The sequence below is a fragment of the Devosia salina genome (assembly GCF_019504385.1).
In the GTDB taxonomy this organism is placed as follows: Bacteria; Pseudomonadota; Alphaproteobacteria; order Rhizobiales; family Devosiaceae; genus Devosia; species Devosia salina.
The window spans coordinates 1,585,851-1,599,636 of record NZ_CP080590.1; the positions used below are offsets into that span (position 1 = coordinate 1,585,851).

A 13,786-nucleotide genomic window follows, 5' to 3' on the forward strand; every position below is an offset into this window, starting at 1 on the left:
GAATTGCACCGCTGATTCGACAATCATGTCAACGACATCGATTCGAGTGAGTGAATGCATGCAGTCAGAGATTATTATCGATAGCTTTGCCGGTGGTGGCGGTGCCAGCACCGGCATCGAGTTAGCCCTTGAGGCCATGGGCCACGGCGACCCGATCGTGGATATCGCGATCAATCACAACGGCCCGGCCTTGGCGATGCACGCCGCGAACCACCCGGGTACGCTGCACATGGAGTCGGACATTTGGACTGTGGACCCGCTCTCGACAACGGCCGGCCGGCCCGTGGGTCTGCTCTGGACGTCCCCTGATTGCAGGCATTTCAGCCGTGCGAAGGGGAGCACCCCCGTGTCTAAGAAGATCCGCGGGCTAGCGTGGAGCATCGCCCATTGGGCCGAGCAAGTGCAGCCCCGAATGATCTTCCTCGAGAATGTCGAAGAGTTTCTCGGCTGGGGCCCGCTGATCATGGGTCCGAAGGGGAAAGAGATCCCGGACCCAGAGCGGATTGGTGAGACTTTTCAGCAGTGGATCGGACGCTTCAAGAAGGCTGGGTACCGTGTAGAGTGGCGCGTCCTGAGAGCCTGCGACTTCGGGGCACCTACGATTCGCAAGCGGCTCTACATCATCATGCGGCGCGACGGCGAGAAGATTGTCTGGCCGTCGCCGACGCACGGCGCTCCGAATTCGCCCGGTGTCCGCAATGGCAAGCGCATGCCGTGGGTGACTGCGGCCGAGATCATAGACTGGGACCTTCCTTGCCCATCTATCCTCATGAGCAAGAACGACGCCAAAGTCTACACCAAGTCCACCGGCCGGCGCATCATTCGACCCTTGGCCGACAACACGATGGCACGCATCGCCGCCGGCGTGCGGCGCTATGTGCTCGAAGCCGCCGATCCATTCATCGTAACCTGCAATCACAGCGGTTCAGGCTTCCGGGGGCAGGGGCTGCGCGACCCATTCTTGACCATTGCAGGCGCTCGCGACGCCCATGGAAGGGTCGTCCCGACCACGATGCCTTTCATCACTAGTTGCTATGGCGAAAGCGGCGGCCGGAATGACCGCGCTGCTCCCGTTGACGAGCCGCTTCGGACGATTACAACCGAACCGAGGTTCGGTGTCGTCGAAGCGATGTGCGCACCGTTCATGACAGCGCACTATGGCACCGACGTCGGCTCGCCGGTCGACGCGCCGATACGGACTATCACGGGCATTCCCAAGATCGAGCCAGTCGTCAGCACGCTCGCCCAGCCGCCGCTGTCGCATGAGCAATATGCCAGCGCGCAGCGTGTCGCCGACTTCCTGCGACGATATGGGGCATGGAATGGCGACGGCCTGGTCACCTTGGGCGACCGTGTCATCGTCGACATTGGCATGCGCATGCTAACGCCGCGCGAGCTGGCAAGGGCGCAGGGATTCCCAGACGACTACATCCTTGCCGCACCGTTCGAGGACGGCTTCCTCTGCGAAACGGAGCAGCGGCGCAAGATCGGCAACAGCGTCTGCCCACCTGTCGCAGCTGCTCTTGTCGCTGCCAATTTCCGGCCGCAGCAGCGGGCATTCGTTCCCGCTAATCAGGGCTGGCTCTTCGATGAGGTCGCAGCATGACCGCCACCGCCACCATCGCCCTTCAGGCCGCGCTACATTTCGTCAGCCATTTCGAAGAGGTCGACCCCGACGACGCCGGCATGCTGATCGGCGGCGAGATCATGACCGCTGCCGAACTGCGCCAGCAGATATTGCGTGGTCTCGAAAGCCTCCGACAGGGGCCAGCCATGCTCGATACACTCGGCGTGGACACCCGCCTTCGTGCCGCCTCGCGGAAAGCCGGAAGCGATGCTGCTCTCGCTCGGCAGATCGGCATCACGCGCCAGAGCCTCGCTGACGTGATGAGCGGTCGCCGCGAGCCGGGTCCTGCCGTCCTGTCCTACCTGCGGCTGCGGAAAGTCAGTCCCGGCCGCACGCTCTGTACGCCGCTCGACGACGAGGTCAGGTCGAAGGCACCGCGCAGCGAGCGCCGGCAGCGGGCATGGGATGGGCTGTCAGTCACCCAGACTGACAGCGTGGCCGCGCCCTGAAAGTTTTCGCGTGTGCCTTTCATGTCCCCGGGGCAGAAGCTGGTCATCACCGGGAGATCGAGATGACCACCTTCTTCACCGCCGACACGCATTTCGGGCATGCCAACGTCATCGGCATGTGCCATCGCCCCTACGACAATATCACCGCCCACGACATGGGCCTCGTCGAGAACTGGAACGTGGTCGTCGGGCCTGACGACGAGGTCTGGCACCTGGGCGATTTCGCATATCGTGCGTCGCCGAAGTGGACCCGCCGCCTGTTCGAGATGTTGAACGGCACCAAAAGGCTCGTTGTCGGGAATCATGATTTCAAGGGCGAGACTTTGAAGCTGCCGTGGGCTTCGATCGACCAGCTGACCGAGACCACGGTCGATGGCCAGACACTCGTTCTCTGCCATTACTCCTTGCGCGTCTGGCGCAATATGAGAAGGGGCGCCGTCCAGCTCTATGGCCACAGCCACGGGAATCTCCCGGGGACGGCGCAGAGTATCGACGTGGGAGTGGATGTCATGGGCTATGCGCCGGTGACGTGGCCTCAGATCAAAGCTCGGCTCGAACTGCAGCCGAAGCTGGACTTCCGCGATGACTCTGATGTCGTCGAAGCCATCGAGATCAAGCCATGAAAATCTGGCTGCTATCCGACCTGCATCTCGAAGTCGAGTACCACAACGTCGCCCATTTCGGTGTGCCCGACGACGTCGACGTTGCTTTGTGTGCCGGTGATATCGCGCGCGGCGGGCGGGAGCACGTCGAGTGGCTGCAGGAGAACGTCGCGCCGCATACGCGCAGCGGTGTGGTGTCGGTGCTGGGCAACCACGAATTCTACCGGTCATCGATCGAGTCCGAACGCCTCGCTGCCGGCAGGGCCAGCGCATGGGGCGACGTGCGTGTCTTGGATGATATGACTTGGACCGTCGAAGGCGTCAGGTTCGTGGGAGCGACACTGTGGACCGACTACGACTTGTGGAATCCCGCCGGCGATCCAATCCTGCGCGACGCCGCAATGTACACAGCGCGCAGCGGCTTGAATGACCACCGGATCGTCAGGCTCGTCGACAGCAGCAGCAGGCCTTTCATCCCTGCCCATGCTCGGGAGATCCACAAGCGCAGCGTGGCATATATTGAGTCAGTTCTTGCTGAGCCGTTTGACGGTGAAACCGTGGTGGTGACCCATCATGGCCCGGCGCGCGGGTCTATCGGCGAGCGATACAAGAACGACGCGCTGACAGCCGCGTACGTCAGCGACCTCGAATGGCTGATCGAGAAATACCAGCCAGCGCTGTGGTACCACGGCCACGTGCATGAGTCCTTTGACTATGCGATCGGTCGCACGCGGATCATGACGAATCCGAAGGGGTATCGTCTCGAGAACCGGCACGGCTTTGACCCTCAGCTCGTCGTCGAAATCGGCGAGCCGGTGCCACGACCGCAGGTACCGTAGGGCTGGCGCCGCCGCTACGCCCTCGCTATCGTCCAGTCAGGGCAGGGGGGCAGCATGCGTGTTCCGAATTCGGGGAAAGCCGAGCGAGAGCGACAGGCCCTGATCCGGCGGCTTGAGAAGAAGCTGGCGTATTTCCAATCGATTCCAGCGAGCCGCCGCGAGGGCGAATGTGCGGACGCCGGCGAGGACACGTGCAGGGCGCTGCTCGCAGATCTCGGTGCCCCCGGGCATGAGCGGTCGCAGCAGACCAGCGATGGCGCCGTCACGCTGATGACGATCGACGAGTTCCTGGCCGACGTCTAGACGTCTTTCGCTGGCGCACTGTAGAGCTCGTCGCGCCATAGGTGAGTGGTCCGCGTCCCCGCGAGCCGGCGAACGACGAGCATGCCGACATCGCTGTTGCTTGGATACCGCTGCCGCACACGCCAGAAGTCGCTCTTGCCGCACCGCGGGCAGCAGCCATCGAACAGATCGTCGAGGAAGGTGTCGCGGTGATAGATCTGCAGGAGATCGGTTGCGAGATACGCGCGAGCGCGCCGGCAAAAGTTGCATCGAGCCACCAGCAGCAGGCCCTTGTCGGCGGCGGCGCCGAGGCGAGGGCGGTAGAACATGGAGCTGGGCGGGCTGTTGCTCATCGAATCCTGATTGCTTTGTGTTCTCGTTCTGTTCTACTTTCGGGGGGTCGAGAATGGCAAGGACGGGAGCGTTCACGATGCGACTTCAACAGCAATCCACAGGCCAGCCGCCAGTGGCAAAGAGCACGACGCTGATCGTCCTGGCTGCCTTCGAGCGATGAGGAAGGCGAACTGCGGCCCGCATTCGAGGCGCAGCAGATGCCCAGCGAGCATGCGGCCGTGCAGCGAGCGAAACTGATGTCGCGGGCTCATGCCGGCGTGATTGCTTGGAAGCGACTTGCCAAGCCGGACGAAGGCGAATTTGGCGACAGCGAAGTTCTGTTCCAGGCTGGTGACGTCCCAGAAATGGAATAGACTGCATCCGGCATAAGTGGGGGCACCAATGTTCGGATGGTTCGCGAAGAAGGCTGAGAACACGCAGCGTGAGGAGGCAGTGCGCTTCATCGACAGCCTGCGAGGCATAGACCAGGATGGTCTGGACAGCATCGCCGCTCTGGCTTGGTTCTGGGCGCAGAAGTATTCTGAGACCGGTATCGATCTCTACGAAATGGATTCGTGGTTGCCGCAGCGCTTGATGTTCCCTGTGGAGCTCGGCCGCTCCATCAAAGCCCTGCAGCGCGACCGGTCGGCGAGCGGCGTCGGCCTGCATGTCTGGCTGCACTCGGCACGGGCGCTCATGTATCCCGAGTTGCGGATCTACGGGCGTGAGATTTGGGGACACCTCGCAAAGGCATCGCCAGAGGCCACGTCGCTGGCGATTCAGTTCTATCAGCAGGCCGGGATGCGCTTCGGGGAGACCGATCCGGGCCACGTGCCCACAGGATTGGAGCCGCTGAATCGCTGATAGGTTGCCCACAGGGACATCCTGCTATCGAGCATTGATTCCGCCGAAGTCGCCCCAATGTCGCCCCAGTAGGCTAGTCGCCCCAGTGACCAAAACAGAAAATGTAAGGCTGGCAGGAAATTAGATGGTGGTCCCGGCGGGATTCGAACCCACGACCCCAGGATTAGGAATCCTGTGCTCTATCCTGCTGAGCTACGGGACCAGCCTTGATCGACGTACCAGCAGGGGGCAGGACTTGCAAGATGGCCGAAAGGAATGACCCGCTTGCACCCGACCGTACCTGCCTTCATCTATTTTCCGGACAGCCGATTTCACACCGCCGCTGCGGAGTGCCCCGTGGACGAGGCGCTGCGCGAATTGGGCGCTGGTCTGCTGCGGGCGGCGCAAGCGGCGCAGGCCTATGGTCTGGCAGCGGTCCATATCGGTCAGGTCGCGCCGGTCGCCGTCATCAGCCTGGATGAGGCCGAACGCCGCGACTACCGGGTTCTTTTCAACCCGCGCATAGTCGAGACCTTTGGAGACATGGTCACTGGCAAGGAGGGGTCCGTATCCATGCCGGGAATTGAGGTCGATGTACTGAGACCGGACAGGGCCAGAATCGCCTTCCACGATGAGGCGGGGCATCCCGCGACCCTCGAATTGTCCGGCTTTGCCGCACGCGTTGCCCAGCATGAGATCGATCAGGTCAACGGCGTCTTCTTTCTTGAGCGGGTCTCCCGCCTCAAACGTGACGCGGCGATCAAGCGCTACACCAAGCTCAAGCGCCGCATGGGTTGATCCTGGAGCGGCGCTTCGCTAAACGACAGCCACACAAAAGGAAGACCAATGCGCACGGAAATCGAAAAGACCGTCGCCGAAATCGAGCAGGTTCTGACCCTGCTGAGGAGGCATCTTTGACTGGGATACAGCTCAACTCCGTCTCGACGCGCTGACCGCGCAAACCGAATCTCCCGAATTCTGGAATGACCCCGAAAAGGCGCGCGTCACCATGCGCGAGCGCGATGAGCTCGACGTGGCGGTCAAGACCGTTCGCGAGCTTGAGGCCGGCATTCGCGACAATGTCGAACTGATCGAACTGGGCGAGGCCGAGGGCGACGAGGAGATCGTGCGTGACGCCGAACAGGCGCTGATCGATCTCAAGGCTACGGCTCGCCGCACGCAGATCGAAACCCTGCTTTCCGGCGAAGTCGATGCCAACGACTGTTACGTCGAAATCCACTCCGGTGCCGGTGGCACCGAGAGCCAGGATTGGGCCAACATGCTTTTGCGCATGTACACCCGCTGGGCCGAACGCCGGAAGATGAAGGTCGACGTGCTGGAAATGCATGACGGCGAAGAAGCCGGGATCAAGTCAGCGACCATTCAGGTCAAGGGCCACAATGCCTATGGCTGGCTCAAGACCGAAAGCGGCGTGCACCGTCTTGTCCGCATCAGCCCATACGACTCGGCCGCCCGTCGCCACACCAGCTTTTCCAGCGTCTGGGTCTATCCGGTGATCGATGACTCGATCGACATCGTGATCAATGAGAGCGACCTCAAGGTCGATACCTATCGCGCCTCCGGCGCCGGCGGCCAGCACGTGAACACCACGGATTCGGCCATCCGCATCACCCATGTGCCCTCCGGCATCATCGTGGCCTGCCAGCAGGAACGCAGCCAGCACAAGAACCGCGCCACGGCCATGGCCATGCTGAAATCCCGTCTCTACGAGATGGAACTGCAAAAGCGCGAGGAGGCGGCAAACGCCCAGGCGGCCAACAAGACCGATATCGGCTGGGGCCACCAGATCCGCTCCTACGTGTTGCAGCCCTACCAGATGGTCAAGGACCTACGCACCGGCGTCGAAAGCGGCCAGCCCTCCGTGGTGCTGGATGGCGATCTCGACGAGTTCATGGAAGCGGCCCTGGCCCAGCGCGTCGGCGTTGCCACGGATGTGACCAGCGAGGACTGACGCCCCGCGCCTGCCGAACCCGAAACGCCCCGACACCGTTCGGGGCGTTTTTTCTAGCCGAGCATGGCCAGGATGCGCTTGCCGGCGTCCAGAAAAGGCTTGGGATCAACGCTCTGGTCGGCCCGATGCACCTCGAAATGCAGGTGCGGCCCGGTCGAGCGTCCGGTCGAGCCCACCCTGGCAATGGGCGTGCCGGTCTTCACCTGCTGACCCTCATGCGCCAGATAGCCGCTGAGATGGGCATATCGGGTCGAAATGCCATTGCCATGGTCCACCTCGACCACCTTGCCATAGCCGGATCGCTCGCCCACGAAGCTCACCACCCCGTCCGCCGCGCTGAGGACCGAGGTCCCGGTGGGGGCCGCGAAATCGAGCCCGGAGTGGAACGCCCGGCCGCCCGTGAACGGGTCCTTGCGATTGCCATAACCCGAACTCTGCCGGAAATTGCCGGTGATCGGCATATGCACCGGAGCCAGCTCCAGGCCCTGGCGCGCCGCCTTGTAGAGCAGCAGGGCCTCCATCACCGCATTGGCGTCTTCGATCATGGGTGAGGTGGCCGCAGCACCATCCGTCGGCGCCAGCAAGGGACCTCCGACACCATCCAGTTCCGGTGCTGGCAGGTCGAGCTCGATCCCCAGCCTGCCCAGTTCGCTGACAATGCTGTCCGTGCGCTGGGTGGCCGCCACGGCGATGCCGTTCATCGCCTGCTGGGTCTCATCCATCATCCGGGTCACGCTGGCGGCGGTGGCGGCCAGGTCGGGATTGCCCGACAGGTTCGTCACCAGCGACAGATCGTCCGGCGGCGCCTCGGGCAGGGTGACGCTGGCGATGCCGAGCTGATCTGCCTTGGACACCAGCGCCCGCACCAGTTGATGCTGCTCCAGCAGCACTTCCTGCTGCTGCGACAGGTCCTGGAGCTGCAGGTTGATGTCACCAGCCTGGGCATAATTGCGTGAATGCAGCCGGTCGATCTCGACCCGCATCTGCGCCAGCCGGTCCTCATAGGCCGAGAGCACCATCTCGTTCTGGCCGCCCAGCAGGCGCGCAATGTCCGGCGCCATCAATAGCGCAGTGGCCGACAGGGCATTGGCACCAAGCAGCAGCGCGAACATGCCGTAAAACAGGGCTGGGTGGATTCCGTGGCGCCCGGACTGGTCGCCCTGGCTTCCCAAACTGGCTGACTGACGCAACACCACCCCCCCCGAAACACGCCCAACTATGGTTATCGGAGTGTGATCGCGTTTGGTTAAGAAGCCGAAAATGCGGTGCTATCGACCGTCTGCCAGCACCTCGTCGAGCGCCGTCAGCATCTTGGCGGCGTGTCCCTTGATCCTGGTGGCGCGGATGATGCGCGCAACGCGGCCCTCCGCGTCAAGGATGAAGCTGGTCCTGACCAGCCCCATGAACTCCCGGCCATAGAGCTTCTTGAGCTGCCACAGCCCGAAGGCCTCGATGGTCTGGCGGTCTGGGTCGGCGCCCAGTGGAATGGTCAGCCCATACTTTGCTCGGAACTTGCGGTGGCTCTCCAGAGTATCGGGGGAAACGCCGACCAGAACGGCGCCGCGGGCCGCGAATTCCGCGGCCAGTGCCGAAAATTCCTGATTCTCGTCGACGCAACCGCCTGAATCGTCCTCGGGATAGAAGAACAACACCGCCGGGCGACCTTTGAGGTCCGCCCGCGTCAGCGTGGTGCCGTCGTCGAGGGCCAGGGAGAAATCGGGCGCTGGCTCGCCTTGTTTGAGATGCGTCATGGCTGTTCCTGGTGCGCTTCTTGAATAGAGGGTGTCGGCGCCACATTCCAGCCGGTATCATCCTCCAATGCACCGCCTTGGGCGGATGATTCTTATTCGGGGCAGGGCGCTGGTGCTCCTGCCCGTCATCGGCGTGGCGGCAGTGAGCGAAGCGGCAATTCCAGCATCTCCACCAGAACCGGCGCCGCCGCCCAAGCCCTCGCGAATGCGCAAGTTCGGCCGGATTGCGATCTGGGCCCTGGGCATACCGAGCATCATCGTGCTGGTCCTCTATGCGGTCATGCTGTTCACGCCCATCCGCATACCCTTCACCGGGCAGGCCATCCGCAGTTTCGTCCAGAATTTCGTCCCCGAAACCGCCGACCTGCAGATGGGCGACATGGCCTTGGCGCTGGAGAACGGCGTCTGGCCGGTCATCCGCTTCTCACCGGTGGAATTTACCGACAGCAAGTCCGGCGCCCGGATCCTGATGGAGGCCCTCGAGGTCGGGTTCTCGCCGGCACGGGCCCTGTTCGGTCAACCTGGCACGACCATTACCATTGTCGGCCCCCATGTTCAGATCATCCAGGACCTCTACGGGCCACGACCGGGCACGCTCGAAATCCTGGAAAGCGATGCTGGCGGCCCGACGACGGTCCGCGTCCTGGAAGGCGACGAAAGCTTTCCCGCCGTCGCCATATCTTCGGAAGGCATCGAGTTCGATGACGGCATCGTGCCGCCCATGCGCTCGGACAATGACTGGCTGATCTACAATCTCGAAGCCAGCGAACTGGCGATTGCCGATCTCGTGGAGCAGACGGCGCAGGGGCGCTTCTCCCGCCTGGTGGTCCGCGACGGTCACATCGACATGGCCGATCCACTCTATGGCCTCTTCCGGCAATTCGAGGACGTCTCCCTCGAAATTGGCCCGGTTCCGGGTGAGCCTCGAGTGACCGGCGAGTTCAGTGCGCGTATTGGCGGACAGACCGTCTTCGGCACTCTGGAGCGCTCGCTCGACGCCGATGGTACGCGGCGCCTTCGTGCCGACGTCACCAATCTCGACTTTTCCGCCTTTCTGCCCTTCATCGACGACAGGGACAGTCTTGCGGCAATGCGCGGAACGGGCGCGCTGTCCATCGACGTGACCTTCACCGCGGACCAGGGCAAGGTGATCGGCGGTGAGTTCAAGCTGGACCTGACCGGCCTCGACCTGCGCCTTGCCGATGACTACTTCCCGGTGGCCAGCTCGATCCTCGATGTGACCTGGCAACCCGATGTCGGGCAGTTCAGGATGGCGGAGGGAGAGCTTCGCATCGGCCAGAGCACGGCCCTGGTGTCCGGAGTCTTCGCGCTTGGCCTTGACCAGACCTTCGGTCCGACCATCGGCATGTCGCTGACGGCGCGTAACGTCGCCATCCACCCCAATGATATGACCGCCCCATCGGCTCCCTTTGACACCGTCGAATTCTCCGGTTGGTCCACGCCGCTCTATGGGGCGCTGGGGATCGATCGGCTGACGGCACGCCGCGGCGACGCCGTCGTCGAAACGGCCGGGCGCATGGACATGCTGCAGGCGGGCATCGGGCTCGACATGACCATCGCCGGAAAGGGTGTGACGGCCGACGATTTCAAGCGGCTCTGGCCTTACATCATGGGTGGGGAAAGCCGCGACTGGTTCGTGGCCAATGTCACCGATGGTCAGGTCGTGGATGCGCGAATGCGCTTCCGGTTCCCGGTGGGCACGCTGGCGGTCGGCGACGCGGATGTGCCGATCCCCAAGGACAGCATGCAGATCGACATCGTGGGGAAGAACGTGGGCATAAAGCCAACGCCCGAAATGTCCGCCATAGTCATCGCAGGCGACACGCGACTGCGGGTGGACGACGAAAAAGTGTCCATTTCCGGGGGCGGGGGCACGCTTGATACCGACAAGGGCGTCATCCAGGTGACCAGCCCGGCGCTGGTCATGGACAATTCCGTGCCGGGCGAGAGCATCGTCGAGATATCGGGTGATCTCAACGCGCCCATTCCTGCCTTGCTCGCGCTGGTGGAACAACAGCAGCCGGACATGCTTTCCAGCGTCGAGCTGCCGATTGACCTCGAAACCCTTACCGGCACGGTCGATCTGGGTCTGGTTGCGACCATCGCCCTTGGCGACGAAGCCACCGGTCGCGCCATGGACATCGACTATGTCATCAATGGGTCGGTGGCCGACTTTGCCAGCTCCGCACCCATCCAGGGTCGCAGCATTGGCGAGGGGCAATTGTCCTTCTCGGCCTCGCAAGAGGGCTACCAGCTTGGCGGCACGGCCAAGATCGACGGCATGCAGGCCGATATCTCGGTTGAGGGCGCAGAGGGTGTCGATCCCACTTTCCGGCTGGGATCGAAGATTGCCGCGTCTGAACTGGCCAGCATGGGCTTTGATGCGTCGGACTTCCTGAGTGGGGAGGTGCAGTTCGTTGCACAACCCCTCGCCGAAGGTGCCCTCCATATGACCGTGGACCTGGAGGGGGCGGCCCTGGACGTCCGCGACCTTGGCATTTCCAAGCCCGTTGGCACCCCGGGTCTTCTCACGGCCATCGTCCGCCCCGACGGCGACCTCACGCATCTGGAGGACATTTCCCTTACCTTCGGGAGCGTTCGGCTTGTTGGCCAATTGGACTATCACAACCGGGATGGCCTGGTTGCGGCGAACTTTTCCGACTTTGCGCTCAGTTCCGGCGACAGCGCCACCGTCAACCTGACCCCCACCGACGGTGGGTTCGCGGTGCGCATACGCGGCGCCCAATTGGATCTGAAACCGGTGCTCAGCCGCTTCTTCAGCCTCGATCAGGGCAGTGGTGGCGTTCAGTCTACCCAGTTCGACCAGACGATCGCGCTTGATGTCCAGCTTGACCGCGCCATCGGCTACTATGCCACTACCGCCTTCAATCTCGATCTCGACCTCGCATTGCGCGGCATGAACCTGCGGCGCGTCAACTTGACGGCGCAGTTCGACGAGGGCAATTCCATCTCGATCACCACCAATCCGGCGCCCAATGGCCGGACCCTGTCCATGGCGTTCAACGACGCCGGAACGGTGCTTCGCCTCCTGGGCATCTACTCGCAGCTCGCCGGCGGCGCCGGCAGCCTGGTCATGACCACCGACCGGACCCAGGACGCCGAGACCGGCCGCCTGGTGTTGCGCAACTTTGCCATCGTCGACGAGGAAAACGTCGTGGAGGTTCTGGGCAACCACTCGGACTCGCGGGCGGCGATCACCTCGCGCAATCGCCTGGACTTCCGTGCCGGTCAGGTGGATTTCGTCCGCCGCAGCGATCGTGTCGAAGTCACCGACGCCGTGCTGGCGGGCGACACGGTCGGGGGCACCATGCGCGGCTTCATCTATACCGACCAGCGCCGCTACGATTTGACGGGCACCTATGTGCCGCTCTTCGGGCTCAACAACATCTTCCAGAAGCTCCCCATTCTGGGGCCGCTCCTGGGCGGGCGCGACGGCGAGGGTCTTGTCGGCGTCACATTTGCGGTCCGTGGCCCCCTGGACAAGCCGCAATTCCTGGTCAACCCGCTGTCGCTCCTGGCGCCCGGCATCTTCCGCGAGATGTTCGAGTTCCGCGCCCGCGAACTGCCCCCGGCCGCGGAATAAAGAAAGGCGCTCCGTGGAGCGCCTCATTACCTCTCCCTCTGGGGGACAGAGCCTGCCCTCGGGCTAGACCCGAGGGTCGGCCCGAAGGGCCGGGTGAGAGGGCCTTACTAGACCGGCTTGATCAGCGCATGCCGCTTCTTGCCGACCGACAGCTTGATGACACCTTCATCCAGCAACGCATTGTCGGCCAGGGTCAGGCGGTCATCGTCGATGACGGCGTCGTTGACGCGGACGGCGCCGGAAGCCACGTGCCGCCTTGCCTCGCCATTGGACGAGGCCAGTCCCGCCATCACCAGAGCGTTCAGGACGCCGATCCCGGCGTTAAGTTCGGCATGGGTGATCTCGGCCGTGGGGAGCGACAAGTCGATCGCGCCGGCCTCGAAGGTGGCAGCGGCGGTTGCGGCCGCCTGGATCGCCGCGTCGCGACCATGGACGATGGCCGTGACCTCGGTGGCCAGCACCTTCTTGGCCTCGTTGATCTCGTTGCCGCCCAGGGCCCCGAGCTTTTCGATCTCCGAGATCGGCAGGCGCGTGAAGATCTTGAGGAACTTCACGACGTCCGCGTCTTCCGTGTTCCGGAAATACTGCCAGAAATCATAGGGCGAGAAGAGGTCGCCATTGAGCCAGACAGCGCCGGAGGCCGACTTGCCCATCTTTTCGCCAGACGACTTGGTCAAAAGCGGCGTTGTCAGCGCATAGAGCTGCGGCCCGCCCATGCGATGGCTGAGGTCCACACCATTGATGATGTTGCCCCACTGGTCCGAGCCACCCATCTGCAGCACCGTGCCATAACGCCGGTTGAGCTCGACGAAGTCATAGCCCTGCATGATCATGTAGTTGAACTCGAGAAAGCTCAGCGACTGTTCGCGGTCCAGCCGAAGTTTGACCGAGTCGAAGCTGAGCATGCGATTGACCGAGAAGTGCCGGCCGACATCGCGCAGGAATTCGATATAGTTGAGCTTCAGGAGCCAGTCGGCATTGTTGACCATGATGGCCGGATTGGAGCCGCCATAGTTCAGGATATTGCCGTAGACCTTCTTGATGCTCTCGATATTGGTCTCGATCTGCTCGACGGTGAGCAGCTTGCGCTGGTCGTCGCGGAACGAGGGATCGCCCACCATCGAGGTGCCACCGCCCATCAGGCTGATGGCGGTGTGGCCCGTCTCCTGCAGCCAGTAGAGCATGGTGACCGAGATCAGATTGCCGATATGGATCGAGGTCGCAGTCGCGTCATAGCCGACATAGCCGCAGATCTTGCTGCTGGCCGCGAGCTCGTCGAGCCCTTCGGGATCGGAAATCTGGTGGATGAAGCCGCGCTCATCGAGCACGCGCAGGAAATCGGATTTGAACTTGGTCATTCTTGAATCACTGAAGCCTTGTGAGACCTGGTGGTTGGCGTCCCCGGAATGTCAGGGAACGCATCACGAAGTCGATGCACCCGGAACCCCATCCTTTCTGCAGGC

The 13,786-nt window shown here is 62.9% G+C and carries 14 protein-coding genes and 1 tRNA gene; 9 read left to right on the plus strand and 6 right to left on the minus strand.

What is annotated here, in order from left to right:
* The first annotated feature begins 58 nt into the window (after positions 1–58).
* The 5 genes from K1X15_RS07610 to K1X15_RS07630 all read left to right on the plus strand — a co-directional run bounded on the left by K1X15_RS07610 (position 59) and on the right by K1X15_RS07630 (position 3,820).
* Positions 59–1,606, plus strand: coding sequence for a DNA cytosine methyltransferase (locus K1X15_RS07610; protein ID WP_220306873.1), 1,548 nt, complete (start codon positions 59–61; stop codon positions 1,604–1,606).
* Positions 1,603–2,076, plus strand: a complete 474-nt coding sequence (locus K1X15_RS07615; RefSeq protein WP_220306874.1) for a helix-turn-helix domain-containing protein — start codon at positions 1,603–1,605, stop codon at positions 2,074–2,076. Before K1X15_RS07610 ends, K1X15_RS07615 begins: the two co-directional genes overlap by 4 nt.
* 62 nt (positions 2,077–2,138) lie before the next feature.
* On the plus strand, positions 2,139–2,699 hold the full coding sequence (locus tag K1X15_RS07620; protein ID WP_220306875.1) for a metallophosphoesterase family protein: 561 nt from the start codon (positions 2,139–2,141) through the stop codon (positions 2,697–2,699).
* Positions 2,696–3,517, plus strand: coding sequence for a metallophosphoesterase (locus tag K1X15_RS07625; RefSeq protein ID WP_220306876.1), 822 nt, complete (start codon positions 2,696–2,698; stop codon positions 3,515–3,517). The genes K1X15_RS07620 and K1X15_RS07625 overlap by 4 nt, the downstream gene beginning before the upstream one ends.
* 54 nt (positions 3,518–3,571) lie before the next feature.
* The gene (locus tag K1X15_RS07630) at positions 3,572–3,820 is read left to right on the plus strand and encodes a hypothetical protein (RefSeq protein WP_220306877.1); all 249 of its coding nucleotides are present in this window, start codon (positions 3,572–3,574) and stop codon (positions 3,818–3,820) included.
* Here the strand turns inward: K1X15_RS07630 and K1X15_RS07635 are convergent.
* Together K1X15_RS07635 and K1X15_RS07640 are read right to left on the minus strand one after the other, a co-directional pair.
* Entirely contained in the window at positions 3,817–4,152 is a 336-nt protein-coding gene (locus K1X15_RS07635) for a hypothetical protein (protein ID WP_220306878.1), read from the minus strand. The genes K1X15_RS07630 and K1X15_RS07635 overlap by 4 nt on opposite strands.
* 72 nt (positions 4,153–4,224) lie before the next feature.
* Positions 4,225–4,596 (minus strand): hypothetical protein, encoded by a 372-nt coding sequence (locus K1X15_RS07640; protein ID WP_220306879.1) that lies wholly within the window; start codon positions 4,594–4,596, stop codon positions 4,225–4,227.
* On the opposite strand from K1X15_RS07640, the gene K1X15_RS07645 reads away from it, so the two are divergent.
* Positions 4,586–4,996 carry a hypothetical protein gene (locus K1X15_RS07645; protein ID WP_220306880.1) on the plus strand — a complete coding sequence of 137 codons (411 nt, stop codon included), beginning with the start codon at positions 4,586–4,588 and terminating at the stop codon, positions 4,994–4,996. The genes K1X15_RS07640 and K1X15_RS07645 overlap by 11 nt on opposite strands.
* A gap of 125 nt (positions 4,997–5,121) precedes the next feature.
* Here K1X15_RS07645 and K1X15_RS07650 read toward each other — a convergent pair.
* Positions 5,122–5,198 (minus strand) — tRNA-Arg (locus tag K1X15_RS07650).
* A 53-nt stretch (positions 5,199–5,251) separates the two neighbouring features.
* Between K1X15_RS07650 and K1X15_RS07655 the strand changes: the two genes are divergently transcribed.
* Positions 5,252–5,773 (plus strand): peptide deformylase, encoded by a 522-nt coding sequence (locus tag K1X15_RS07655; protein ID WP_220306881.1) that lies wholly within the window; start codon positions 5,252–5,254, stop codon positions 5,771–5,773.
* Between the two features lie 48 nt (positions 5,774–5,821).
* Positions 5,822–6,947 (plus strand): peptide chain release factor 2 gene (gene prfB, locus K1X15_RS07660; RefSeq protein WP_220306882.1). Its coding sequence is split into 2 segments (ribosomal slippage): positions 5,822–5,890 and positions 5,892–6,947, totalling 1,125 coding nucleotides; the frame shifts between segments, so codons are not numbered across the junction.
* 53 nt (positions 6,948–7,000) lie between these two features.
* Here the strand turns inward: prfB and K1X15_RS07665 are convergent.
* Positions 7,001–8,140, minus strand: a complete 1,140-nt coding sequence (locus K1X15_RS07665; RefSeq protein WP_220306883.1) for a M23 family metallopeptidase — start codon at positions 8,138–8,140, stop codon at positions 7,001–7,003.
* 75 nt (positions 8,141–8,215) lie between these two features.
* Positions 8,216–8,698, minus strand: coding sequence for a peroxiredoxin (locus K1X15_RS07670; RefSeq protein ID WP_220306884.1), 483 nt, complete (start codon positions 8,696–8,698; stop codon positions 8,216–8,218).
* 112 nt (positions 8,699–8,810) lie between these two features.
* On the opposite strand from K1X15_RS07670, the gene K1X15_RS07675 reads away from it, so the two are divergent.
* On the plus strand, positions 8,811–12,323 hold the full coding sequence (locus tag K1X15_RS07675) for an AsmA-like C-terminal domain-containing protein (protein ID WP_220306885.1): 3,513 nt from the start codon (positions 8,811–8,813) through the stop codon (positions 12,321–12,323).
* Positions 12,324–12,430: 107 nt separating this feature from the next.
* On the opposite strand, the gene tyrS is transcribed toward K1X15_RS07675, so the two are convergent.
* Entirely contained in the window at positions 12,431–13,681 is a 1,251-nt protein-coding gene (gene tyrS / locus K1X15_RS07680) for a tyrosine--tRNA ligase (protein ID WP_220306886.1), read from the minus strand.
* Positions 13,682–13,786: the final 105 nt, after the last annotated feature.

Excerpts from the sequence above, each read along its gene's own strand:
- K1X15_RS07610 (WP_220306873.1), top strand. The coding sequence starts at position 59 with ATGCAGTCAGAGATTATTATCGATAGCTTTGCCGGTGGTGGCGGTGCC.
- K1X15_RS07615 (WP_220306874.1), top strand. The coding sequence starts at position 1,603 with ATGACCGCCACCGCCACCATCGCCCTTCAGGCCGCGCTACATTTCGTC.
- K1X15_RS07620 (WP_220306875.1), top strand. The coding sequence starts at position 2,139 with ATGACCACCTTCTTCACCGCCGACACGCATTTCGGGCATGCCAACGTC.
- K1X15_RS07625 (WP_220306876.1), top strand. The coding sequence starts at position 2,696 with ATGAAAATCTGGCTGCTATCCGACCTGCATCTCGAAGTCGAGTACCAC.
- K1X15_RS07630 (WP_220306877.1), top strand. The coding sequence starts at position 3,572 with ATGCGTGTTCCGAATTCGGGGAAAGCCGAGCGAGAGCGACAGGCCCTG.
- K1X15_RS07635 (WP_220306878.1), bottom strand. The coding sequence starts at position 4,152 with ATGAGCAACAGCCCGCCCAGCTCCATGTTCTACCGCCCTCGCCTCGGC.
- K1X15_RS07640 (WP_220306879.1), bottom strand. The coding sequence starts at position 4,596 with ATGAAGCGCACTGCCTCCTCACGCTGCGTGTTCTCAGCCTTCTTCGCG.
- K1X15_RS07655 (WP_220306881.1), top strand. The coding sequence starts at position 5,252 with ATGACCCGCTTGCACCCGACCGTACCTGCCTTCATCTATTTTCCGGAC.
- K1X15_RS07670 (WP_220306884.1), bottom strand. The coding sequence starts at position 8,698 with ATGACGCATCTCAAACAAGGCGAGCCAGCGCCCGATTTCTCCCTGGCC.
- tyrS (WP_220306886.1), bottom strand. The coding sequence starts at position 13,681 with ATGACCAAGTTCAAATCCGATTTCCTGCGCGTGCTCGATGAGCGCGGC.